The following is a 22,437-nucleotide window of genomic DNA, read 5'->3' as shown; positions in this document are numbered from 1 at the left end:
GCCCTTAGTGGCGCTGCGGTTCGAGCCCGCGAAACACCGCGGCCACCTTTGATCTCGGGAGGCAGTGCGCCGGTGTGCCCGGTGCGCAGGCGGGGGTTACTTCTGGTTCTTGCGGTTCCGGGTTCGAGTCCCGGGCGTGCCGTGCGCGAGTGCGGCCGCTAGCTCAATCGGTAGAGCACAAGACTGTGCACCTCCGCCGACGTCGGCCGCCGGGTCGGCACGATCTCGGGCACCCCGCGTTCCGCCTTGCCTCCCTCCCGCTTCGACACCAGCAGGCCAGGGGGGCTTCGCCATGTCTCGATTCAACAGCCGCAAGGCCAAGGCCGGTTCGACCTCGCCCGTGGCCACCACCGGCCGGCGCACGGTCAACCACAACGGCGGCCCCGGCTTCGTCCGGGACCGCAAGTCCGAACTCTTCCTGCTGGCGATCGCCAACATGGTCGGCCAGGACACCTTCTACGAGCGCGGCGGCGACCGCGACGACCGCTACACCGCGCTGGTGCGCGAACTCGCCGTCGCCGAGCCGGAGTGGACCCTCGGGCTGCTGCGCTGGCTGCGCCACGGCGCCCAGTTGCGGACCGCCGCGCTGGTCGGCGCCGCCGAGTTCACCCGGGCCCGGCTGGACGTCGGGGCCCACGGCTACTCCCGGCAGGCCGTCGACGCGGTGCTGCAGCGCCCGGACGAGCCCGGCGAGCTGCTCGCGTACTGGACCTCGCGCTACGGCCGGGCGCTGCCCAAGCCGGTCAAGCGCGGCGTCGCGGACGCCGTCCGCCGGCTCTACCACGCCCGTTCGCTGCTCAAGTACGACACCGCCGGCAAGGGCTACCGCTTCGGCGACGTCCTGGAGTTGACCCACCCCGCGCCGGATCCGGCGAAGCCGTGGCAGGGCGCGCTGTTCGCGTACGCGCTGGACCGCCGGCACCGGCCGGAGGAGGCCGTCCCGCCCGTGTCCGACCGGCTGCTGACCGCCAACCGGGAGCTGCTCGCACTGCCCGTCGGCGAGCGCCGGGCGGCCGTGACCGCGCCCGGCGGCGCCGAGCGGCTGGCCGCGGCCGGGCTGACCTGGGAAGCGCTGGCCGGCTGGCTGCAGGGCCCGCTGGACGCGGCCGTCTGGGAGGCGGTCATCCCGTCGATGGGCCCGATGGCGCTGGTGCGCAACCTGCGCAACTTCGACCAGGCCGGGGTGTCGGACGCGGTCGCGGCCGAGGTGGCCCGGCGGATCGCCGACCCGGACGAGGTCCGGCGCTCGCGCCAGTTCCCGTTCCGCTACCTGGCCGCGCACCGGCACGCGCCGTCGCTGCGCTGGGGGCACGCGCTGGAGACCGCACTCTCCCACTCGCTCGCCAACGTGCCCGCGCTGCCCGGCCGGACGCTGATCCTGGTGGACCGCTCCGGCTCGATGTTCGACCGGCCCAGCGCGCAGAGCCAGCTCAACCGGGCCGACTCGGCGGCGATCTTCGGCACCGCGCTGAAGATCCGGGCCGCCGACGCCGACCTGGTCGAGTTCGGCACCACCAGCCGGGTTCTGCAGGTCGGCCCGGGAGAGGCGGTGCTGCGAGTGCTGGAGCGCTTCTCCGACCTCGGCGGCACCAACACCGCCGGGGCCGTCCGCGCGCACTTCCGCGGCCACGACCGGGTGGTGATCGTCACCGACGAGCAGACCGGCCCGGGCCACCGGGGCGACGACCCGCTCGCCGCCGTACCGGCCCACGTGCCCGTCTACACCTGGAACCTGGCCGGCTACGCGCCCGGCCACGGCCCGAGCGGCGTCGCCAACCGGCACACCTTCGGCGGTCTGAGCGACGCCGCATTCCGGCTGGTCCCGCTGCTGGAGGCAGCGCACAACGCCGGCTGGCTCTGGGAGGAGGCGTAGCGCCCGGCAGGGGACTCCCGGCGGCCCCGGACCGCGAGCCGCACCACGGGGGCGCGGGGCGGACGCCCTCGACCGGCTCCGCCCGTCGTGGCAGCATCGGCGGCGGGGGAGCCGGGCGGACTGCGAGGAGCGGACGGTGGCGTACGACTTCGACGTGCTGGTGGTGGGCGGCGGGATCGTCGGCCTGGCCACCGCGTACGCGCTGACCCGGACCCGGCCGGGGCTGCGGCTCGCGGTGCTGGAGAAGGAACCCGGTTTCGCCGCCCACCAGACCGGGCGCAACAGCGGAGTGATCCACAGCGGCGTGTACTACCGGCCGGGCTCGTACAAGGCCCGGTACGCGGTGGCGGGCGCCGCCGAGCTGGTGGCGTTCTGCCGCGAGCAGGGCGTCCCGTACGAGGTCACCGGCAAGCTGATCGTGGCCACCGGCGCGGAGGAGCTGCCCCGGCTGGCGGCGCTCGCCGAGCGCGGGCGGGCGAACGGCATCCCGGTCACGGAGGTGGACCGGGCCGGGATCGCCCGGTACGAGCCGCAGGTCACCGGGGTGGCCGGGCTGCACGTCGGCACCACCGGAATCTGCGACTTCCCGGCGGTCGCCACCGCCTACGCCCGGCTGGCCGGGGAGGCCGGCGCGGAGCTTCGGCTCGGCAGCGAGCTGCTGGCGGTGGCCCGGCGTACGGACGGCGTGACGGTGCAGACCTCCACCGGGGAGCTGCGCTGCCGGGTACTGGTGAACTGCGCCGGGCTGCACAGTGACCGGATCGCCCGGCTGGCCGGGGACGAGCCCGGCGTGCGGATCGTGCCGTTCCGCGGCGAGTACTACGAACTGACCGAGAGGCGCCGGGACTTGGTGCGCGGCCTGGTCTACCCGGTGCCCGACCCGGCCTTCCCGTTCCTCGGCGTGCACCTGACCCGGGGCGTCCACGGGGACGTGCACGTCGGCCCGAACGCGGTCCCCGCGCTGGCCCGCGAGGGCTACGACTGGCGCACCGTGCGCCCGCGCGACCTGGCCGGGACGCTGGCCTTCCCCGGCGCCTGGCGGATCGCCCGGCGGCACTGGCGGTACGAGGTCGGCGAGTTGCACCGCTCGCTGTCCAAACGGGCGTTCACCGCCGCCGTGCGGCGGCTGCTGCCCGCCGTCACCGCCGAGGACCTGGTGCCGGCCGGCGCCGGGGTCCGGGCCCAGGCCGTCGCCCGGGACGGCTCGCTGCTGGACGACTTCGCCTTCGCCGGCTTCGACCCGGCGGACCCGCGTTCCCCGCGCCGCACGGTGCACGTGCTGAACGCCCCGTCCCCCGCCGCGACGGCCTCGCTGCCGATCGGCCGCGAGGTGGCCCGCCGGGCGCTGGCCGCGCTGGAGGCCGGCGGATGAGCCCGGTCACAGCACCTTCGGGCGGCATCCGGTGTCCCCGTAGACTCGGGTGATTGTGACTGCCACCGCCCCGATCCCCCAGCCCTCGCCGTCCGCCCGGTTGTCCGCCGCGCCGGCCGGCTACCCCGCGCCGATGTACCCGCACAAGGCCACCGACGCCCAGCACCGCGAGCGGCGCATCCGCAGCTTCCAGCCGCGCCGGGGTCGGATGACCAACGCCCAGGCGGGTGCCCTGGACCGGGGCTGGGAGACCTACGGCATACCGATCGACGGCAGCCCGCTCGACCTGCGGGAGCTGTTCGGCGAGCTGCCGGTCACCCTGGAGATCGGCTTCGGCATGGGCGAGACCACGGCCACGATGGCCGCCGCCGACCCGGCCACCGGCATCCTCGCCGCCGACGTCCACACACCCGGCCACGGCAACCTGCTCGGCCTGCTGGAGCGCGACGGCTCGCGGAACGTGCGGCTGGCCGCCGGCGACGCCGTGATCCTGCTGCGCGACATGCTGCCGGACGCCTCGCTGGCCGGCCTGCGGGTCTACTTCGCCGACCCGTGGCCCAAGCCCAAGCACCACAAGCGGCGACTGGTCCAGCCGTCCTTCCTGGACCTCGTGCTGCCCCGGCTCGCCCCCGGCGCCCTGGTGCACTGCGCGACCGACTGGGAGCCGTACGCGGAGCAGATGCTGACCGTGCTGTCCGCCTCGCCGGAGCTGGAGAACCTGCACCCCGAGGGTGACGGCAGCGGCTGGCTGGAGCCCGCGGACCACCCGGACGGCAGCATCCCCGGCTACGCGCCGCGACCGGACTGGCGTCCGGTCACCAAGTTCGAGCGGGCCGGGCTGGCCAAGGGCCACGTCGTCCACGACCTGCTGTTCCGCCGCCGCTGAGCCGCCGACGACGGTTCGAACAGGCCACCGCACGATGACCGAGCGGTCCTGCCCGGGGGAGACGGTTCGTCCCGAGACCTCCCGATGGACGGGTGCGGTGGCCTACCCTGTGCCGCATGGGCAGCCCGGCCGGCGGCGGGTCCCGGGCCACCGTCCAGGCCGCCGCTGACGTACCGGAGACGGTCCCGCGCACCGGCGACACCCGGACCATCCCGGGGCCCCGGAGGCGCCGGGTCCACCGCCTCGTGCCCTGGCCTGGCGTCGCGTCACCACCGCCGGCTCCGACCGCGGCGCCGGCCCGACCCGGCCGCTCGGTGGCGGTCTCCTCGGTCACCGCCACCGCCGTGCTGACCCTGGCCGGCTGCGGGGTGCTGATCCTGCGCCTGGTGCAGCGGCAGACCGGCACCGTCGGGCTGCTGGTCGGCATCGGCCTGGCGATGGTGCCGCTGCCGTTCGTGCTCGGCGCCCTGGCCTGGCTCAACCTGACCGCCCGGGTGCCACTGCGGCACACCGTGTTCTGCCTCGGCTGGGGCGCCTGCGCGGCCACCACCGTCGCCATCGTCGCCAACAACTGGACCGCCAGCTACCTGACCTCGCACCAGGGCCCGCTCGGCGAAGTGCTGGGCGCCGGCATCGCCACCCCGGTGATCGAGGAGACCGCCAAGGCCACCGCCCTGCTGGTGCTGCTGCTGCCGCTCGGCCAGCGGCTGCGCTGCCACGGCCGCCGCACCGGCCGCCCCTGCGCACCGCTGCTGCGCCGGCTCCCGACCCCCCGCCGCCCCCGGACGTACGCCCGCCGGCCGACCGGTCCGCACGCCCGTGGCCGGCTGCGGTTGCGCCCGTACCTGCGCCCACTGCCGTACCTGTGCCCGGCCCCGCCGTCCGGCGGCGGCCCGCACCGCCGCTCCCGGCCGCGCACCCTGACCGCCGGCGTGGTGCTCGGCGGGATGACCGCCTGCGGCTTCGCCTTCACCGAGAACGCCCTCTACCTGGGCCGGGCGTTCACCAGCGACCAGCGGCAGCGGCTGGACAGCATCGGCCTCGGCGATCCGCCCAGCCTGCGCGACTTCGACAGCACCGTGCAGACCTTCGTGCTGCGCGCCCTGCTCTCCCCCTTCGCGCACCCGCTGTTCACCGCGCTCACCGGGATCGGCCTGGCCGTCGCCCTGACCACCGGGCGGCGCTGGCTGGCCCGGCTGGCCGCGCCGACCGGGCTGCTGCTGGCGATGGCGCTGCACGGCACCTGGAACGCCGCCGCCGACCTGGGCACGGACGGCTTCCTGGTCGTCTACGGGGCGCTGATGGTGCCCTGCTTCGCCGCGCTGGTCTGCTTCGCCGCCTGGGCCAGAACCCGGTCCGTCCGGCACGCCACCCGGCGCGGGAGACGGGCCGCCGAGCGCTCCGCCGTGGTGGCCTGAAGAACCGATTTCCCATCTCGGCGACTTCCCCGTATTGTTGTGTTCACCGACGCGGGGTGGAGCAGCTCGGTAGCTCGCTGGGCTCATAACCCAGAGGTCGCAGGTTCAAATCCTGTCCCCGCTACTCAGTAGCCGAAGGGCCCGGAGGATTCGTCCTCCGGGCCCTTCGCGTTCCCCCGACACCGGGACCGGCACGGGCGACTCCGAGCGCGGCGCCGCCGACTCGAGGACCAGCTCGCGACGGCCCGACCGGCGGCCTGGACGATCGCCCGAGCAGCAGCCCGAATAGCGGCCCGACCGGCGGCCTGAACGGCGGCCGCCGATAATCCGTTGCCCTCCGTCCGACCGGCTGCCTATCGTGGAGACACATCGAAAGGAGGTGATCCTGAGTTGAGTACCAACGCAACTGCGCGCGCGTGCGCGTCTGACTCGCTCGGGCGCGCCTCCGTGGAGCTCACGGCCTAGTCGTAGCCCTGCGGACGGGAACGCGCAGAAGTTGTCGTGCCCCCGGGACACCCTCAACGCGAGGCCCCGGGGGTTCGGCATGTCCCCCGTGGTTTCGCCGGAGGATTCGTTCCGGCCGCCGGCCGGATCACGCGGCGACCGGCGCGGCATTGGTGGCGGCGACCGCGGGACGGGCCGCCTTGGCCAGGTCCACGGCGTCGCCCACGGCCCAGACGTGGGTGAAGAAGAGGCGCGGTTCGTCCGTCAGACCGTGGTTGTGGAGTTCGACGAGTTCGATGCCGCCCCGCCGCAGCGCCGCGAGCACGTCCTGGACCTCGGTGGCGATCATGGCGAGGTCTCCGCTGAGTGCGGCCCGCCCCCCGCCGAGCGGTTGGAAGTTGAAGGCCGAGGTCGCGCCCAGGCCGGCCGGCAGGACGTGCCCCTCGTCGATGATGGTCTCGCGACGGGCGAAGAGGCAGGTATAGACCTCGCCACTGCCCGCGCCCTTGGCGCCCAGCGCGGCGTCGATGCCGGCGGTGTCCAGATCGAGGGGTTGTTGCGGCCGAGGCCCCTGCGCCGGCGGCGGCGTGCCGGTGCGGTCGAGCGCGCTCCGCAGCCCGCGGGCCAGTTGCACGGCGTCGGGGCCGTGGGCGCAGACATGGGTCCACCAGACGTTGGGCTCGTGCGACGGCAGGTGCTTGTGGATGGCGGTCTGGGCGATCCCATGGGCCTGGAACGCGTCGGTCATCGCCGGAAGTTCGTCCTCGGTCATCACCAGATCGCCCATCATCAGCGTGCTGCCGTCGTCGTAGCGGACGAAGGAGACGTGCGAGCCGAGCGCGAGCCCCGGGGTGACGGCGACACCGCGACAGAGCACGCTCAGGTCGTGTCGCGGGAAGGGCGTGTGGTGGTAGGTCCCGCGGATGAGGTTGCCCGGCCGACCGAGGGCGCGCACGATGTCGCCCCAGTGGTCCTCGGTGGTGTGCACCGGCTTGACCGGCTCCATGGTGCCGGGCTCCATGGCGCCGTGCGCCATAGCGCCGGGATGACGGGCGGTGGCCCGCCCGGTAGCGGAATCCGCTCCCAGGCCGGCCAACACCGACATCAGACCGGCCGCCGCCAGCAAGGGCCTCCGCGCTATGGCGGGCAGAGCGCGGTTCCCCGGGGTCCCGTCCTCGGTCTCCACAGGATCACCTCCAGAGCTCGATGCAACCACGGAAGCCCTGCCCTCTCCCGTCCGGATCGGCCGATCGGGGGAGGCCGCGGCACGGGGAGGCGGCGGCCCGGGGTCAGGATTCGGGGGACGCCCAGGTCCCCAGGGACATCTCGGCGGTGATCCCCGGGCCGAACCCGGCCAGCAGCCCGTGGTGGCCGTCGAGCACGGACTGCTCGTCGAACATCCGGGCCAGGGCGTCGAGCACCACCGCACTGGCGATGTTGCCGTACTCGGTGAGGGTGGCCCGGCTGAAGCGGAACGCCACGGGCGGCACCTCCAGGAAGTGGCTCAGGTCGTCCAGGATTCGCGGACCGCCGGCGTGGACGATGTAGAAGTCCAGCTTGCCCACGTTCCACTGGTGTTGCTCCGCCAGCGCGCGCAGAGCCGGGCTGAGGGGCTCCATCGTCCCCGGCACCCGTTTGTCCAGTTGGAAGTGGAAACCGGTGGAGCGGACCGCGTAGGAGATCCAGTCCTCGGTGTTCGGGATGAGGTACGAGCTGTTGCGCTCCAACCGGATCCCGGTGCCGCCCTCGCCCCGGACCACCGCGGCGGCGATCCCGTCGCCGAACAGGCCGTTGGACAGCAGCGACCCCACGCCCAGGTCGGTGGGCTGGTAGCAGAGGGAGCAGAACTCGCAGGCCACGATCAGCACGTTGGCGTCGGGGTAGGCCAGGCAGAAGTCGTGGGCCCGGTTCACCGCCGCGCCGCCGGCCGCACAGCCCAGTTGGGCGATCGGCAGCTGCCGGGTGTCCGACCGGAAGCCCATCTTGTTGATCAGCCACGCCGTGAGCGACGGCATCATGAAGCCGGTGCACGACACGTACACGATCAAGTCGATCTGCGACGGCTCCACTTCGGCGTTTTCGAGGGCCTTGGACACCACGGCCGGAACGCGGGCCTTGGACTCCGCCTCGTAGACGGCACTGCGGGCGTCCAGCCCGGGGTGTTCCAGCACCGCCTCGATGGGTTGGATCAGATGCCGCTTCTGCACCCCGGTGTTCTTGATCAGACGTAATGCCAGGTCGATCTGCGGGTGGTTGTGGTGAAGCATGCGAGCCAGGTCGAGGGTCTCCTCGTTGGTGATGACGTGCTCGGGTACGGCTATTGCCGGTTTGCACAGAACTGCCATGGGGGTTCCTCCTGACGGGCGGTGTTCCCAGTGCGACCCGGAAGGGGCGGGGAATTCACCACTCGGCGGCAGCCGCTGCCGGCCGGACGCGCGGAGGTGGCGCGACGGGGGGTCACCGAATGGGACTCACCGGAGGATCAGACGGGCCGGCAGTTTGAGGATCGGATGCTCGCCGTGCGGGCAGTGGCGCCGGCCGCGAGCCGGTTCGGGCCACGCCAACTCAATCTACGGGAGGCGGGTCGATCACGCACGTCGGCCCGCACACCCCGAGGTGTGCGGGCCGACCGGCATCTCGACCAGCAGCCTGGTCATCCGCTCGTGCGGAACACCGTCACCAGGTGACCGGCAGCGCGAGCGGATAGCGCCAGATCGACGTGGTGTTCCACTGCACTTCCGCGGCGGGCTTCGCCAGGGCGATCCCGGGGAAACGCTCCAGCAGTGTCCCGAGGGCGACTTCGAGCTCGGTGATGGCGAGCGGCGCGCCGAGGCAGTGGTGCGCACCCCAGCCGAAGGTCATGTGGGACGGGCTGGTCCGCGCCAGGTCCAGCTCGTCGGGCCGGTCGAACTTGTCACCGTCCCGGTTGGCGGTCAGGTAGGAGACGTGCACGATGTCCCCCGCCGGGATCATCACCCCGCTCAACTCCACGTCCTCAAGGGCCACCCGGGGGATGCCGACGCCCTTGCGGAAGGGGATGAAGCGGAGCATCTCCTGGATCACCTGAGGGAGGCTCTCGGGCTGCTCGCGCAGTACGGCCAGCGCGTCGGGCCGCGTGAGGATGGTGTACGAGAGGTTGCCGAGCTGGTAGGTCGTGGTGTCCTGGCCGGTGATCAGGAGGACCATGGCCATCACGGTCAGTTCCTTCTCGTCGAGGACCTGGTCGCCGTCACGGGCCGTGGCCAGTGCGCTGATCAGGTCCTCGCCGGGGTTCCTGCGCCGCTCGGCCGTCAGCCGGGCGAAGTACGCCCGCAGGTCGGCCTTGGCCTGCACCGCGTTCGGCTTGTTGTCCAGGCTGACGTCCATCATCGTCCGGGCGTGGGCGCGCAGCTGTGCGCGATCGGCCTCGGGGATCTCCAGGACCTCGCAGATCGTGATCAGCGGGAGCGGGTGGGCCAGGTGCTCCATGACGTCGGCCTGGGGCCCCTGGTCCCGCATGCGGTCCAGCAGCTCGTTCACCACGTGCTGGGTACGGTCCCGCATCCGCTCGATGCGGTCGGGCGTGAAGCCCTTGGACACCAGGCTGCGCAGGCGGCTGCTGGCAGGCGGGTCCATGACGTTGATCGCCTCGGCCTGGACGATCGGCTCGGGAGTCATGCGCGGGAAGTCCCGGCCGACGATGGCGTGCCGGCTGAAACGCCGGTCGGTGGTCACGGTGCGCACGTCGTCGTACCCCGTGACGAGCCAGGCCTCCCCCTCGCCGTAGGGGAGGCGGATGCGGCTGACCGGTGCTTCGTTCATGAGCTGCCGGAGCGTCGGGTCGAACTCGAGGGCCTCGGCGAAGTCGAATGGGCAGTTCCGTGCGCTGGAGCCGGTGGACATGTGGACCTCCGGGTCTGGGCTGTGCGGGCCGGATTGGCAGACGGACGAGGCAGCGGTACCCGATCGGTCGGCCGCACATACCGGAGGCGGTCCGGGACCACCGGTAATTCATCCGTGCTGATCAGTGCCGGCGACGGGCGTGCGCCCATCGGCGCGAGGCCGGTCGGGTCGGGGCAGGGCCGACGCGGAGGAGCGGCCCGCGTTCTCCCGCCGCGCTCTCCGCCGGTTTCGTCGTCTTCCTCGTCGTACCCGGGCCCGCCCCGAGTCGTTCCCGTGGTGGGAGCGCGGCGCTAGAGTCGGCGCGGGTTCCGGAGCGGAGCGGTGCGGGCACAGGGGGTAGGCGATGGCGAAGGCGCGGCGGCGGGGCGGCACGGCGGCGCAGCGGACGGCGCAGTGGGCTGCGGCCGGGGTGCTGGCCGGGACGGGCCTGCTCGGGCTGCTGCTGTTCTCGCTCGGCCAGGAGCAGGCCTGGCAGGCGCTCGGCGGCGGGCTGGTGGTGGCCGGGGCCGCGGCGGTGCTCGGCGGCGCGCTCGGCTTCCTGTTCGGGGTGCCCCGGGTGCGCGGTGGTGCCGAGGAGCCGCAGGGCTCGTACGCGCCGAACACCAACCTGGAGCAGGTGTCGGACTGGCTGACCAAGGTGCTGCTGGGCGTCGGGCTGACCCAGCTGGGCTCGCTCGGCCAGCGGCTGCACCAGCTCGGTACGGCGCTGGCGCCCGCGCTCGGCGGGGAGGGCCCCGCGGTGCCGTTCGCGGCGGCGCTGGTGCTGTACTTCCTGGTCTTCGGCTTCCTGGCCGGCTGGCTGGTGACCCGGCTCGCGCTGCCGCAGGTGCTGAACGACGCCGACCAGGCGCTGGACCTCTTCCTCGCCGGGCAGGACCGCGACCGGCGGGGCGACAAGGTGGGCGCCGACGACCTGCGGGTCCGGGCGATGCAGCACCTCGGGCTGCTGGGCGGCAGCGCGGAGCAGCCGGGCGCGCTGGCCGCGCAGCTGCCGCCCGCGTCCTCGCCGTCGTCCGGGCCGGACGGTGTGGTGGCCGAGGTCCGCTCGACCGCGCGCCGCTCGGCGCTGAACGCCGACCAGGTGCGGGCACTCTACGCGGACGGCTCCGAGGGCCGGCGGATCCAGGCGCTCGCGCTGATGCAGGGCGACCCGTCGCTGGCCGACCTGCCGAGCGTGCTGGACGCGATCGAGCGGCCGCGCTCCGGCTTCGAGCAGTACCACGCGCTGCTGGCCGCCCGGGGTCTGCTCTCCCGGCTGCCCGGCGCCGAGGCGCAGCGGCTGCGGGAGGCCGTGGCCAGGCAGTTGATGCTGCCGGAGGGGATCCCGTACGGGTCGGACCGCAGCTGGCTGGCGGAGAAGATACTGTCCCGGCTGGAGGCGACGGCCTTCGTTCCGGTGCAGTCGACGGCGCCGGACCCTGCGGGGACGGCCACCGCGCAGACGCCCCCGGTGGCGGTGCCTCCGACGGAGAAGCCCCCGGTGGAGACGCCTTCGGCGGCGCCTCCGGTGGCGAACGGCTAGACGGTGAAGCGCAGTTCGGGCCGGTCCCAGGTGATCCGGGCCCGGGCGGGGAAGGTGCCGACGCGCTCGGCGCCCATCCGCAGGTAGAAGCGCTCGGCGGGCGGGTGGGAGACCACCTTGACGGTGGTGATGCCGGCCTCGCGGGCGCGCTCCAGCATGTGCGCGATCAGCTGCTGCCCGACGCCTCGCCCCTGGGCCGGGTCGGCGACGAACATCAGGTCGAGTTCGGCCGGTTCGCGGATCAGGGCGTAGAAGCCGAGCAGGTCGCCGGTGGCCGGGTCCGAGGCCAGGGACACCTCGTGCCGGGCGATGTACTCGGGGGTGACCCGGTAGCCGTCGATCATCGCCGCGTAGTCACCGTGGTAGGTGGTGGAGGCCTGGATCAGCGCGGTGAGCCGGTCGGCGTCGGCCGCTCGGGCGCGCCCGACAGTCGTCTCGATCATGCGTTCGAGTATAGGGGTGAAATGCCCCAGCAGCCATTACATTCCGAGGGTGTCCCGACGTCGGCGATCGGCTGCCCGCAGGACCAGGACGCAGCGGGTGCGGCCGTCCTCGGGGCGGGGGAAGCGGCGGATCTCGCTGGTGACACAGCGCTCGCCGAGCGCGTACCGCAGTGGGTCGAGGTGGCCGCAGCGGCGGCCACGGCCGTCGTGCAGCGGCTGGACGCGGACCTCGCCGTCCGGGGAGGTGACCCGGACCAGTTCCAGCAGGGCTTCCAACTGCCTCTCGGGGCCGAACACTTCGGGGTAGGCGAAGATCAGGTAGCCGCTCAGGGTGAGCGCGAAGGCGCCGTCCGCGAACGGCAGTCGGGGCAGCGCGGCGGCCACGTACTGCTGGGGGTGCGCGGCCGAGTCGGCGGCGAACAGGCGGCGGGCGCGGTCCCAGCTGCGCAGGTAGCGGTCCGACCGGCAGGGGCGCGGCGTCGGGTACAGGTGCGGGCGGGCGGCCAGCGCGGCGGCCATCGACGCCCGGGCGGCCAGCGCGTGGACCGCGACCTCGGGCGCGGGGAGCGCGTACGCCGGGTCGGCGGCTATGACCCGGCAGCCGAGTTGGCGCGCCTCGGCGGCCAGGCCGGCCGCGCCGCCCGGACAGTCCAGCAACGGCCCTGGCAGCGCGGCGAGTTGGGAGCGGGTGAGGTCGAACAGGGCGCAGTACTCGTCCAGTGGACGGGAGGTGACCAGGATGTCCCGGCCCACGGCGCTCGGGTCGGCGGGGGTGTGTACGGCGACCACCCGGCCATCCGAACACGGGCCGGCCCCGCCCGCATCCGGAGTACGTCCGGGGCGCGGGCGGAGCCGGCGGGGCCGGTGGGGCCGGTGGGGCCGGTGAGGCCTTCGGGTTCAGCGGGTTCAGCGGGTTCAGCGGCCGAGCAGGCCACGGGCGGCGGCCCGGTTCACGTTGGTCAGGCCCCGGACCAGCTGCGCGGTGAAGAGCACGAGCAGGATCCCGGTCAGCGAGAACGCGGCGATCTGCCAGGCCCCCTCGACGTAGTAGACGTGCCGGACGTGGTCGCTGTCGTAGAAGTCGAAGAGCCGGTACCCGCGCCAGGGCGTGAAGGTCGGGAACACCCAGTGGTAGAGCGGGTACAGCGCCATCGCCCAGCCGAGCACCAGGAACACCAGCGACAGGGCGAAGCTGAAGATCGCCCACGGGAGCATCACCACCTGGTACAGCACGGCCTTCCACCCGGCCGCGTCCGCCAGACGCGCGGTGACCGCCCCCCAGGCGCCCTGGCGGACCCGGCGCACCGGCGCCGGGCCGGGCACGTCCAGCGCCAGCATGCCGCGGGCCCGGGCACGCTCCAGCCGGCCCATGCCGCGGGCGGCGGAGGTCAGGGCGGCCAGCACGGGCACGCCGAGGACGGTGACGAAGGTGCCGATCCCCAGGCAGAACAGGGTGGTCGCGAGGGCGAAGCCGACGATCGCCACCGGCAGACCGGTGAGCGTGTAGCCGATCTCGCGGTAGTAGAGGGCGGAGAACGGCGCCCGCCAGACGGCCGGCGGCTGCTCGGTCCGGTGGGCCCGGGTGGAGCGCTGGTCGTCGCCGTAACCGCCGAGGACGTCCCACTCGCGGTCCAGCGTGCTTCGGCTGCTGATCATGTCCCGGCCTCGGTCCCTCGTTCTCGGTGGCTGATGCTCCCAGTCTGGCCGGACGGCGAGCCGGGGAGGATCCGGAGGCCTGGCGGATCAGGGGTGGGGTTAACCCCCGGGCCGGTCCCGGGTCCGCCTCGGGCGGGTCGTCAGCCGTCCGCGCCGGGCCACTCGTCGGCGAGCAGCGAGTACAGGTGGGAGTCGGACCAGACGCCGCCCTTGCACAGGTCGTGCCGGACCCGCCCCTCCCACTGGAACCCGAGCCGGGTGAGCACCTTGGTGGAGGCCGCGTTGTCCACGTCGACCCGGGCGGCCAGCCGGTGCAGCCCGAGGGGGCCGAAGGCGAGGTCGCAGAGCAGCCCGGCGATCTCGCCCGCGTAGCCGCGGCCCCAGACCTCGCGGTCCAGCACGTAGCCGAGGTGGGCGGAGCGGTACCCGCCGAGGGTGAGGGAGGCGTGGGCGATCGGCGCGGCGTCCGCCGGGTCCTCGGCGTCGGCGAGCCGGGTGACGGCGAGCCGGTAGGTGTCCCGCTCCGGCGCCATCGCCTCCTCCAGGTAGAGCTCGATCTGGTCGGCGCAGGTCTCGCGGTCGCGCGGATCGAAGGGGAGGTACCGGGTGACCTCCGGGTCGCCGAACAGCGCGTACAGCGCGTCCACGTCACCGGGGGTGTGGTGGTACTCGCGGATGGCCAGGCGGGGGCCGGTGAGTCGGACGGGGACCATGGCAGCCGACCCTACCCCCGACCAGCGGCTACCGTTCGAGCTATGAACGACGAAGACCTGCGACTCGCCCCGCTCACCAGGGCCGCCGACCTGCTCGCCTGGGCGGCGGCGCAGGACCGCGCCCCGGTGGCCGAGGCGCCGCTGCGCGCGGTGCTGGCCCTGCTGGAGCTGGGCGAGGGCAGGATGCACGACGGCTGGCCCGAACTGACCTCGACCGCGATGGAACACCTGCTGTACGAGCGGCTCTACCTGTACGTCCAACCCGAGCCGGAGGCGGACCCGCTGGCGTACGGCGCCGCCGTGCGGCTGCTGGTCGACCACCAGCGGGCGGCCAAGCGCCTCAACGCCAAGCGCCAGGAGCGGCTGCACGCCGAGGCCGAGTGGCAGGGCGAGGTCGCGGCCGGGCTGCTGCGCCGCGCCGACCTGGTGACCTGGCCCCGGCTGTACGCGCTGCTGCTGCACGCGCACGGGGTGGACGTCGCGGACGAGGCCGGGGTCCGGGCCTGGCTGGCCGGATTCCGGGAGCTGACGCAGGACGAGCGGCTGGCCGCGTTCGCCGCGCTGGGGCAGGCCGGCTGGCTGGACGAGGTGGACGAGCAGGGCTGGGGCCCGGCCCGGGTGTTGTCGGTCGGCATGGCCACCGATGGCGCGCGCCGGCTGCTGGAGCAGGGCCTGATGCGGCGCAGCTACCGCAACCTGGCCGAGCTGACCGCACTGGGCCGGCCGATGCCGGACGAACTCGCCGGGGACTTCGGGGAGTTCGAGGACGCGGCGGCGGAGGCGGCGCTCGACCTGTACGGGGAGTGGACGGTGCCCGGGCTGCCGCGGCTGCTGGTGACGGAGTTCCCGGACCTCGCGCCGGAGCCAGGGCAGGAGGAGATCGACGCGTACCTGGCGGGGCTGGCGCAGGAGTGACGCGGGCGGACGCGGCGCGCCCGGGCGTGAGGTGACGGAGCCCCGGCCGCGCGGTGTGCGGCCGGGGCTTCGCGGGTGCGTCAGGGGTTGAGGCCGCGCTGCTGGAGCCAGGTCTCCGGGTCGACCGGGGCGCCGCCGCCGGGGCGGACCTCCAGGTGCAGGTGCGGGCCGGTCACGTTGCCGGTCGCACCGACCTTGCCGATCTGCTGGCCGGAGCCGACCTTGCCGGAGCCCTTGATGATCGAGGAGAGGTGGCAGTACCAGATCTCGGTGCCGTCGGGCAGCGTCTCGACGATCCGGTAGCCGTACGAGCCGGACCAGCCGGCCGAGGTGATGGTGCCCTGGCCGACCGCGTAGACGGGGGTGCCGGTGTCGGCGGCGAAGTCCAGGCCGGTGTGCAGGTGGGCCCAGTAGCGGGCGCTCTGGCCGTAGTGGGCGGAGAGGTTGTAGTCGCGCACCGGCAGGGTGAGGGCGGCGGCCTTGGCCCGCTCGGCCTCGTCGGCGACCCGCTTGGCCTCGGCCTCCTTGGCGGCGGCCTTGGCCTCCGCCTCCTTCGCGGCCTGCACGCGGGCGCCCTCCTCGGCGGCGGTGCGCTGGCTGTCGGCCTGCTGCTGGATGCGGGCGGCGAGCGCGAGGCCGGGGTCGGCGGAGAGCGCGACCGGGGTCTCGTCCGGGGCCTCGATGGCGGGGGCGGCAGCCGGGGTGGCGGAGGCGAAGCCGGTGGCGCCAAGGGTCGCGGCGACGGCGGTGACGCCGAGCAGCGGGGAGGCCCCACGGGTCTGACGCGGCATCCGGTGCCGGTTGGTCTCGACGTCCGGGCCGGAGTGTTCGGGGCTGTCCGGGCCGGGGTGGTCGAGGAGCTGGGTACCGGCTGCGGGGCCGGCCGGGTGTGCCGGGGTGTGCGTCGACGCCACGGAGGCGCGCTCCTTTCCTTCCTTCGCGCCTACCGGGTTAGCTGACGGGTTCGGAGCAGGAAGGTCTCCTACGGCCGGGCCGGAGCCCTGCCGATTCACCCCAAGGAACGTGGTTCCCCGGCTCTCTGACCTGCCCGGAGGCCGGCCGGCGGGATTAGGCGACGGCGCACGGTGCCGTCTGGGTACGGCGTTGACGACCGCGCTGCGTTATCAAACGTTAATCCTAGGAGGCCCTGATTCCAAGCCGTTCGCTCGGGACGACCGGGGGCGGGTGGGGCAATCTGGGACACGATGGGCGTTTTGCGCCCCTTGGCCACCATTGACGCCACCTAACGTGATCGGACGTCAACGAACGACCCCCCATCTGAGTACTCCTACTCATGTGCGGCCCGTCCGCGCCGCCGCATTCTGGCGCCATGAACGCACCGATGCAGTCACGCACGACGGCCGCGTACCACCTCCAGGCCGTGCTGTCCTTCGCGCTGTCCGGCAGCGCCCTCGCCGTCGGGATCGCCTACCTGCCGGTCGGCGGCTGGACCCGGGCCTTCCTCGGAATCGGCTTCCTCTACACCGTCACCTCCTCCTTCACGCTGGCCAAGGTGATCCGCGACCGGCAGGAGACGAACGAGATCGTCACCCGGGTGGACCAGGCCCGGCTGGAGAAGCTGCTCAGCGAGCACGACCCGTTCAAGGTCGAGGGGGCCTGAGGGGCGGACTCCGAGGGTCGACACTCCGACCGCCCGCCGAGAGCTTGACGGCTAAGGCTATTAGCCTTAGCTTTATGGCTATCGGCAGAACAGTCGATGACCCGCACCGGCGGTCCCAGGAGGCCCACCATGAACGCCACCAGCGCCCCCAGCACCCAGTACGTCGACGTCCCCGGCGGCCGGATCGCCTACGACGACACCCGGCACGGCGACGGCACCCCCGTCGTCCTGCTCCCCGGGATGCTCGACACCCGCGCCGCGTACCGGCACCTCCACCCCCTGCTGACCGCCGCCGGCCACCGGGTCGTCACCATGGACCTGCGCGGCTTCGGCGCATCCTCGATCGTCTGGGACGACTACTCCCCCGCCGCCATCGCCACCGACGTCCTCGCCCTGCTCGACCACCTCGGCATCGAGCGCGCCGTCCTGGTCGGCAACTCCTACACCGGCGCGACGGTCGTCAAGGTCGCCGGGGACGCCCCCGACCGCGTCGCCGGCATCACCCTGCTGGACGCCTTCATCGAGAACCCGCCGCCGAACGCCCTGATGCGCGGCGTCGTCCGTGCCATGGGCGCCGCACTCGTCCACTGGCCCGCCTTCTGGGGCCTGTACCACCGCAAGCTCGCCTTCCCCGGCGCCAAGCCCGCCGACTTCGACGCGTACGTCGACGGACTCGTCGCCGCGCTGCGCACCCCCGGCCGCAAGACCGCCACCCGCGGGCAGGTCGCCGGCGACTCCGCACCGGTCGGCTGGACCGAGGCCGTCCGCTGCCCGGCGCTCGTCGTCATGGGCAGCAAGGACCCCGACTTCCCCAAGCCGGAGGTCGTCGCCGACCGGCAGGCCGCCGCACTGGGCGCACGGAAGGTGATGATCGAGGGGTCCGGGCACTACCCGATGGCCGACAACCCGCAGGCCACGGCCGACGCCCTGCTGTCCTTCCTCGCCGAACTCGCCTGAGCCGGCCCGGCCCCGCCGCCCCTTCCACCGGAGAGACCGCACCCATGCCCCGAGTAGGACTGACCCCCGAACAGGTCGTCGGCCACGCCCTCGCCCTCATCGACGAGCAGGGCCTCGACGCCCTCACCCTGGCCGCCGTCGCCGCCCGGGCCGGGGTCGCCACCCCGTCGCTGTACAAGCACGTCAGCGGCGGCCTCGCCGAACTGCGGCGGCTGATCGCCGTCCGGGTCACCGAGGAACTGGCCGACCGGCTCGCCGAGGCCGCCGTCGGCCGCAGCGGGGACGACGCCGTCGCCGCCGTCCTGCGCGCCTACCACGCGTACGCCACCGAGCACCCGCACCGCTACACCGCCCTCCCCCAGGCCCCGCAGCCCGACGACGACCTCACCCACGCGGCGGCCCGGCTGGTCGGGGTGATCATCGCCGTCCTGCGGGAGTACGGCCTCGACGGCGCAGAGGCGATCCACGCCGCCCGCACCGTCCGCTCCGTCGCCCACGGCTTCGCCTCCCTCTCCATCGGCGGCGGCTTCCAACTCGCCGAAGACCTGGCCACCACCCAGAACCGCCTCATCACCATCCTCACCACCGGCCTCCGCACCTGGCCCACCCCCTGACCCACCGACTTCCCCGGCCGGCGCAACAGACCGAGACGTCGGACCCACCGACTTCCTGCGCGGGGCACGCGAGGAGCACGCGAGGAACGCGGCCCCGATGACCCGGCCCGACACGCCCGAGGCAGGATCGCCAGCGGAGCGTAGGAAGTCGGACTCGCCGACTTCTCGCGCAAGGCAAGCGCGAACCGCACCTGAAACGGCTGGCGGGCCCACGCGCACGATCGGGCCGGCACGAGAAGTCGAGGCGGCCGACTTTCGAGACCGGCAGTGCGAGGAAGCGGCGCGCACGCGGGAAGTCGGACCGGCCGACTTCTGGTGGCGGGTGGGGGTGGGATGGCGGGGTGGTGTCGAACTGGTTGTCGGGAGTGGTGGGGGTGGACGGGTTAGTGTGGCCGGGCTGACTGGTGGTCATGACCGGGGACCGCCGACCCCTTGGCGGAGGTCCACGTGCCCGCACTGATGGCGAGGGCGCGGCGGTGGTACCGGCGACTGCTGGACGGGGACGCGCGGGCGGAACGGAACGCGCTGGGTGTGCTGCTCGGGCTGACGGCGGTGCTGGGCCTGCTGCCGATCGCGCTGCCGTACAGCTGGCCGCCGTCCGCGCTGGTGCTGCCGCTGGTGGTCGGCGGGCTGCTGCTGCGGCGCGGGCAGCTGCTGGTGCTGGTGTGCGTGGCGCTGGCGGGTGGTGCGCTGGGCGCGGTGGTGCAGGACCCGCGCGGGGTGCGGATCGGGGTGACCCTGGTGCTGGCCGCGACCGGGGTGACGGTGCTGGCCGCGAACCGGTTCCGGCACCAGCTGGGCCTGCGCGGGACGCAGGGCGATTCGATGCTGCTGGAGCTGGCCGAGCACACCCGGGCACTGGCCCGGCTTCCGGAGCGGCTGCTGGACTGGCACTTCGACAGTGCGCTGGCACCGGCCGGCGGCACCTCGTTCTCGGGGGACTTCCTGCTGTGCGCCCACCGTCCGGAGGAGGACCTGCTGGAGCTGGTGCTGGTGGACGTGTCGGGCAAGGGCAGCCGGGCGGCGGCCCGCTCGACGCACCTGTCGGGCGCGTTCGCGATGCTGCTGGGCCGGGTGCCGCCGGAGGCGTTCCTGCCGGCGGCCAACGACCACCTGATGCGGATGGGCTGGGAGGACGACTTCGCGACGGCCGTCCACCTCGCGCTGCGTCCGGCGACGGGCGACTACCGGCTGTTCAACGCCGGCCATCCGGCGCCCGCGCAGTACTGCCGGGCGGACGGCGGCGGCTGGGAGCGGTCGGGCCACGGCGGCCCGGCGCTGGGCCTGGTGTCGGGCGCGCCGTATCCGGCGGTGTCGGGACGGCTGCGGCGCGGCGACTCGCTGCTGCTGTTCAGCGACGGCCTGGTGGAGGTGCCGGGCCGGGATCTGGACGAGGGGGTGGGCCGGCTGCTGGCCGCGGCCGAACCGGTGGTGCGGACCTGGCGGACGCAGCAGCAGCTCACCCGGGGTGCCGCGGAGCGGCTGGTCCGGACGGTGGCGCCGGACTCGGCGGACGACCGGACGCTGGTGCTGGTGAGACGCCTGGGCCCCCGTTCGGCCGCTTCAGCGCCCGCTTGAGAAATAAGGTATTAAGAATTAAGTGCCCGTTCGGGCACCCGTAGGGCACCCACCCCCTCGGAGCGGAAAGGCCGGGTATCCCGATGGACCTGACCTCGCCGTGGGCCTCCTCCTCCGAGGACGAGAGCCGGACGCCGCGCAGCAGTCCCACCGCCCGCACCGCCATGCGTTGTGTGCGCTTATTACTCGGCTGCACCACCGCCGCCGAACTGCTCGGCACCGTCCTTGCCGAGGGCCCGGGCTGGATCACCGGCGAGGGATCCGCGCTCTACCTGCTGGATTCCGCCGGAATGCTCCGGCTGACCGCCTCGCACGGGCTTCCGGACTGGGCCCACGAGCGCTACAGCACCGTCGATCCGGCCAGTGACCTGCCCGCCGCGATGGCCCTGCGGCTGCGCCGCCCGTACCTGCTCAGCCCCGAGCACACCAGCATCGACTACCCGAACAAGAACGCCGGCATGGGCACCGGAATGGTCGCCGTGATCACCCTGCCGATGATCGTCGACGAGCGGCCGGTCGGCGTCCTCTCCCTCGCGCTGGCCCACCGGGGCACCGTCCCCCGCCGCGACCTGGACGTCCTGGAGACCATCGGCGAGGCCTGCGCCCACCGGCTGTCCCACCTGCTCGACCACGCGGACGCCCGAATACCCCAGGGCCCGGCCGAGGCGCCGCAGGACGGGGACGGGAGCCGCCCCGCCGGGCTGGCCCACCCGATGCTGTCGCTCGCCGTCCGGGCCGCCGGGCACGGTGCCTTCGAACGCGACCTGGTCACCGGGGAGAGCTACTGGGACGCCGCGGCGTTCCAGGTCACCGGCCAGCCCGCCACCGCCGACGGCTCCGCCCCGGAGCTGGACCGGATCGTCCACCCCGAGGACCTGCCGGACGTCCAGGCCGCGCTCGCCGAGGCGCTCGCCACCGGCGGGCGGTACCGGATCGAGTACCGGGTGCTGCGCCGAGGCGGCAAGGTGGCGCGGATCGAGGAGACCGGCGAGGTGATGCTGGACGTCCACGACCGGCCGGTCCGGGTCGCCGGGCTCCTCACCGACCGGGAACAGAGCCGCGCGCAGGGCCGGGAGCAGGCCCACGAGCAGAACCGAGAGCGGCGCGGCACCCCCGCCGGGGCCCGGACGGCGCTGCTGCTCGCGCTCACCCGGGCGCTGTCGCGGGCGGTGACCGTCCGGGACGTCACCACCGCCGTCACCGACGTCGCCCGCCCCACCTTCGGCGCCGCCAGCATCGTGCTGGACCTGGTGGACGAGGGCCGGCTGCTGCCCGTCTCGCACACCGTGTACGGCGGGCCGCGCCGCACCGAGCTGACCCGCCTCGCGGACCTCTCCGAGGACGTGATGCAGCACGCGCTGACCCGCTCCGCCCCGCTGTTCAGCAAGCCCGGCGCGGGCCGGGGCCGGCACGGCCCGCTCACCCCGGCCGCCTGGGCGGTGCTGCCGCTGGTCGCCTCCGGGCGGCAGGTGGGCTCCTGCCTGATCACCTTCGCCACCGAGCGGGTGTTCAGCCGGGAGGACCGCACCCTGTACTCGGCCTTCGCCGGGATCCTCGCGCAGTCCCTGGAGCGGGCCCGGCTGTACGACACCCACGTGCACCGCGCCACCGAGCTGCAGCGCGCGATGCTGCCGCGCACCCTGCCCCGGCTGTCCGGCATCGCCAGCGCCGCCCGCTACCTGCCGAGCACCGAGGGCATGCAGATCGGCGGCGACTGGTACGACCTGCTGAAGCTGCCGGACGACCGGATCGGGCTGGTGATCGGCGACGTCCAGGGCCACAACGCGGAGGCGACGGCGGTGATGGGCCAGCTGCGCAGCGGCCTGCGGGCGTACGCGACGGACGGGCACGATCCGGCCGCCACGCTGGCCCGGACCAGCCGGCTGCTGACCGAGCTGGACACCGACCTGTTCGCGACCTGCCTCTACCTGACCCTGGACCCGACCGACGGCGCGCTGACCGCGGCCCGGGCCGGGCATCCGGCGCCGGTGCGGATCGCGGACGCCAAGGCCGCCGAGCTGGACCTGCCGGGCGGGCCGCCGCTGGGCGTGGACCCGGGGCAGCCGTACCCGCTGGCGGTCGACCGGCTGGCGGTCGGCGAGACGCTGCTGGTGTACACCGACGGCCTGGTCGAGGACCGCGAGGAGGACTACGACGAGTCGGTGCAGCGGATGCTCGGCGGGCTGGAGCTGTGGGCCCGGCAGACCGGCCCGGCCCGGATCGGTGCGGCGCCCGCGCTGGAGCGGCTGGCCGACCTGCTCACACTGAACGTGACCGAGCGGCGGTCCCGGCCGGACGACGTGGCGCTGCTGCTCCTGCACCGGACGTCGCCCCTTCCGTGACACGGTGCACACGCGCCCCACACATCCCAGGACGGGACTCGACCATCCCCCGTCCCTCCCGGGCCTCGGGCCGCAGGGCCCCCACCGGGACCAAAGACCCGCAGGCCGTCCGGATCGCGGTCGAACGGCGCCGGTTTGACGCCGTATTGACTGGATATTGACGAGATCCGGTCACTTGGCGAGATCCGTTCACACCTTCGT

General features: G+C 73.8%; 19 protein-coding genes, 1 tRNA gene and 1 riboswitch. Of the genes, 12 read left to right on the top strand and 8 right to left on the bottom strand.

Annotated features, from left to right (window positions below; translation table 11 throughout):
• Positions 1–292: 292 nt before the first annotated feature.
• The 5 genes from ACIO5E_RS09305 (at position 293) to ACIO5E_RS09285 (ending at position 5,673) form a co-directional block, all read left to right on the top strand.
• Complete coding sequence (locus ACIO5E_RS09305) at positions 293–1,873, top strand: TROVE domain-containing protein (RefSeq protein ID WP_400665319.1); 1,581 nt, start codon at positions 293–295, stop codon at positions 1,871–1,873.
• A gap of 136 nt (positions 1,874–2,009) precedes the next feature.
• The gene (gene lhgO / locus ACIO5E_RS09300) at positions 2,010–3,245 is read left to right on the top strand and encodes an L-2-hydroxyglutarate oxidase (protein WP_400665317.1); all 1,236 of its coding nucleotides are present in this window, start codon (positions 2,010–2,012) and stop codon (positions 3,243–3,245) included.
• 55 nt (positions 3,246–3,300) lie between these two features.
• Positions 3,301–4,131 carry a tRNA (guanosine(46)-N7)-methyltransferase TrmB gene (gene trmB, locus ACIO5E_RS09295; protein ID WP_400665314.1) on the top strand — a complete coding sequence of 277 codons (831 nt, stop codon included), beginning with the start codon at positions 3,301–3,303 and terminating at the stop codon, positions 4,129–4,131.
• Between the two features lie 116 nt (positions 4,132–4,247).
• Positions 4,248–5,549: a PrsW family intramembrane metalloprotease gene (locus ACIO5E_RS09290; RefSeq protein WP_400665312.1), complete on the top strand. Its 1,302-nt coding sequence runs from the start codon at positions 4,248–4,250 to the stop codon at positions 5,547–5,549.
• Between the two features lie 50 nt (positions 5,550–5,599).
• Positions 5,600–5,673, top strand: a tRNA-Met gene (locus ACIO5E_RS09285).
• Between the two features lie 468 nt (positions 5,674–6,141).
• On the opposite strand, the gene ACIO5E_RS09280 is transcribed toward ACIO5E_RS09285, so the two are convergent.
• From ACIO5E_RS09280 to ACIO5E_RS09270, 3 genes are all read right to left on the bottom strand, one after another.
• A complete protein-coding gene (locus tag ACIO5E_RS09280) occupies positions 6,142–7,029 on the bottom strand; it encodes a DUF1259 domain-containing protein (RefSeq protein WP_400665310.1) in 888 nt (295 codons plus the stop codon).
• Positions 7,030–7,282: 253 nt separating this feature from the next.
• Positions 7,283–8,338, bottom strand: coding sequence for a type III polyketide synthase (locus tag ACIO5E_RS09275; RefSeq protein WP_400665308.1), 1,056 nt, complete (start codon positions 8,336–8,338; stop codon positions 7,283–7,285).
• 331 nt (positions 8,339–8,669) lie between these two features.
• Positions 8,670–9,875 (bottom strand): cytochrome P450, encoded by a 1,206-nt coding sequence (locus ACIO5E_RS09270; protein ID WP_400665306.1) that lies wholly within the window; start codon positions 9,873–9,875, stop codon positions 8,670–8,672.
• A 343-nt stretch (positions 9,876–10,218) separates the two neighbouring features.
• Here ACIO5E_RS09270 and ACIO5E_RS09265 point away from each other — a divergent pair, with 343 nt between their 5' ends.
• Positions 10,219–11,397: a hypothetical protein gene (locus ACIO5E_RS09265; protein ID WP_400665304.1), complete on the top strand. Its 1,179-nt coding sequence runs from the start codon at positions 10,219–10,221 to the stop codon at positions 11,395–11,397.
• On the opposite strand, the gene ACIO5E_RS09260 is transcribed toward ACIO5E_RS09265, so the two are convergent.
• From ACIO5E_RS09260 to ACIO5E_RS09245, 4 genes are all read right to left on the bottom strand, one after another.
• Entirely contained in the window at positions 11,394–11,840 is a 447-nt protein-coding gene (locus ACIO5E_RS09260; RefSeq protein ID WP_400665302.1) for a GNAT family N-acetyltransferase, read from the bottom strand. The two genes, ACIO5E_RS09265 and ACIO5E_RS09260, sit on opposite strands and share 4 nt — an antisense overlap.
• Before the next feature lie 36 nt (positions 11,841–11,876).
• Positions 11,877–12,629: a hypothetical protein gene (locus tag ACIO5E_RS09255; RefSeq protein ID WP_400665300.1), complete on the bottom strand. Its 753-nt coding sequence runs from the start codon at positions 12,627–12,629 to the stop codon at positions 11,877–11,879.
• Positions 12,630–12,755: 126 nt separating this feature from the next.
• Positions 12,756–13,496: a sensor domain-containing protein gene (locus tag ACIO5E_RS09250; protein WP_400665298.1), complete on the bottom strand. Its 741-nt coding sequence runs from the start codon at positions 13,494–13,496 to the stop codon at positions 12,756–12,758.
• A 140-nt stretch (positions 13,497–13,636) separates the two neighbouring features.
• Entirely contained in the window at positions 13,637–14,209 is a 573-nt protein-coding gene (locus tag ACIO5E_RS09245) for a GNAT family N-acetyltransferase (RefSeq protein WP_400665296.1), read from the bottom strand.
• A gap of 42 nt (positions 14,210–14,251) precedes the next feature.
• Here ACIO5E_RS09245 and ACIO5E_RS09240 point away from each other — a divergent pair, with 42 nt between their 5' ends.
• On the top strand, positions 14,252–15,124 hold the full coding sequence (locus ACIO5E_RS09240; protein ID WP_400665293.1) for a hypothetical protein: 873 nt from the start codon (positions 14,252–14,254) through the stop codon (positions 15,122–15,124).
• An 80-nt stretch (positions 15,125–15,204) separates the two neighbouring features.
• On the opposite strand, the gene ACIO5E_RS09235 is transcribed toward ACIO5E_RS09240, so the two are convergent.
• Positions 15,205–16,038, bottom strand: coding sequence for a M23 family metallopeptidase (locus ACIO5E_RS09235; RefSeq protein WP_400665291.1), 834 nt, complete (start codon positions 16,036–16,038; stop codon positions 15,205–15,207).
• A 12-nt stretch (positions 16,039–16,050) separates the two neighbouring features.
• A riboswitch (cyclic di-AMP (ydaO/yuaA leader) is annotated at positions 16,051–16,209 on the bottom strand.
• A gap of 245 nt (positions 16,210–16,454) precedes the next feature.
• Between ACIO5E_RS09235 and ACIO5E_RS09230 the strand changes: the two genes are divergently transcribed.
• The 5 genes from ACIO5E_RS09230 (at position 16,455) to ACIO5E_RS09210 (ending at position 22,236) form a co-directional block, all read left to right on the top strand.
• Positions 16,455–16,745 (top strand): YiaA/YiaB family inner membrane protein, encoded by a 291-nt coding sequence (locus ACIO5E_RS09230; RefSeq protein ID WP_400665289.1) that lies wholly within the window; start codon positions 16,455–16,457, stop codon positions 16,743–16,745.
• 129 nt (positions 16,746–16,874) lie between these two features.
• Positions 16,875–17,702, top strand: a complete 828-nt coding sequence (locus ACIO5E_RS09225) for an alpha/beta fold hydrolase (protein WP_400665287.1) — start codon at positions 16,875–16,877, stop codon at positions 17,700–17,702.
• A 44-nt stretch (positions 17,703–17,746) separates the two neighbouring features.
• The gene (locus ACIO5E_RS09220; protein WP_400665285.1) at positions 17,747–18,316 is read left to right on the top strand and encodes a TetR/AcrR family transcriptional regulator; all 570 of its coding nucleotides are present in this window, start codon (positions 17,747–17,749) and stop codon (positions 18,314–18,316) included.
• A 447-nt stretch (positions 18,317–18,763) separates the two neighbouring features.
• Positions 18,764–19,894, top strand: a complete 1,131-nt coding sequence (locus tag ACIO5E_RS09215) for a PP2C family protein-serine/threonine phosphatase (protein ID WP_400665283.1) — start codon at positions 18,764–18,766, stop codon at positions 19,892–19,894.
• 83 nt (positions 19,895–19,977) lie between these two features.
• Entirely contained in the window at positions 19,978–22,236 is a 2,259-nt protein-coding gene (locus ACIO5E_RS09210) for a SpoIIE family protein phosphatase (protein ID WP_400665281.1), read from the top strand.
• The last annotated feature ends 201 nt before the right edge of the window (positions 22,237–22,437 follow it).

Origin of the sequence: Kitasatospora sp. NPDC087314, from assembly GCF_044744365.1 — a bacterium.
Classification (GTDB): domain Bacteria; phylum Actinomycetota; class Actinomycetes; order Streptomycetales; family Streptomycetaceae; genus Kitasatospora.
Note: the sequence above shows the minus strand (reverse complement) of the source record. Positions and strands in the feature narration are given on the sequence as shown.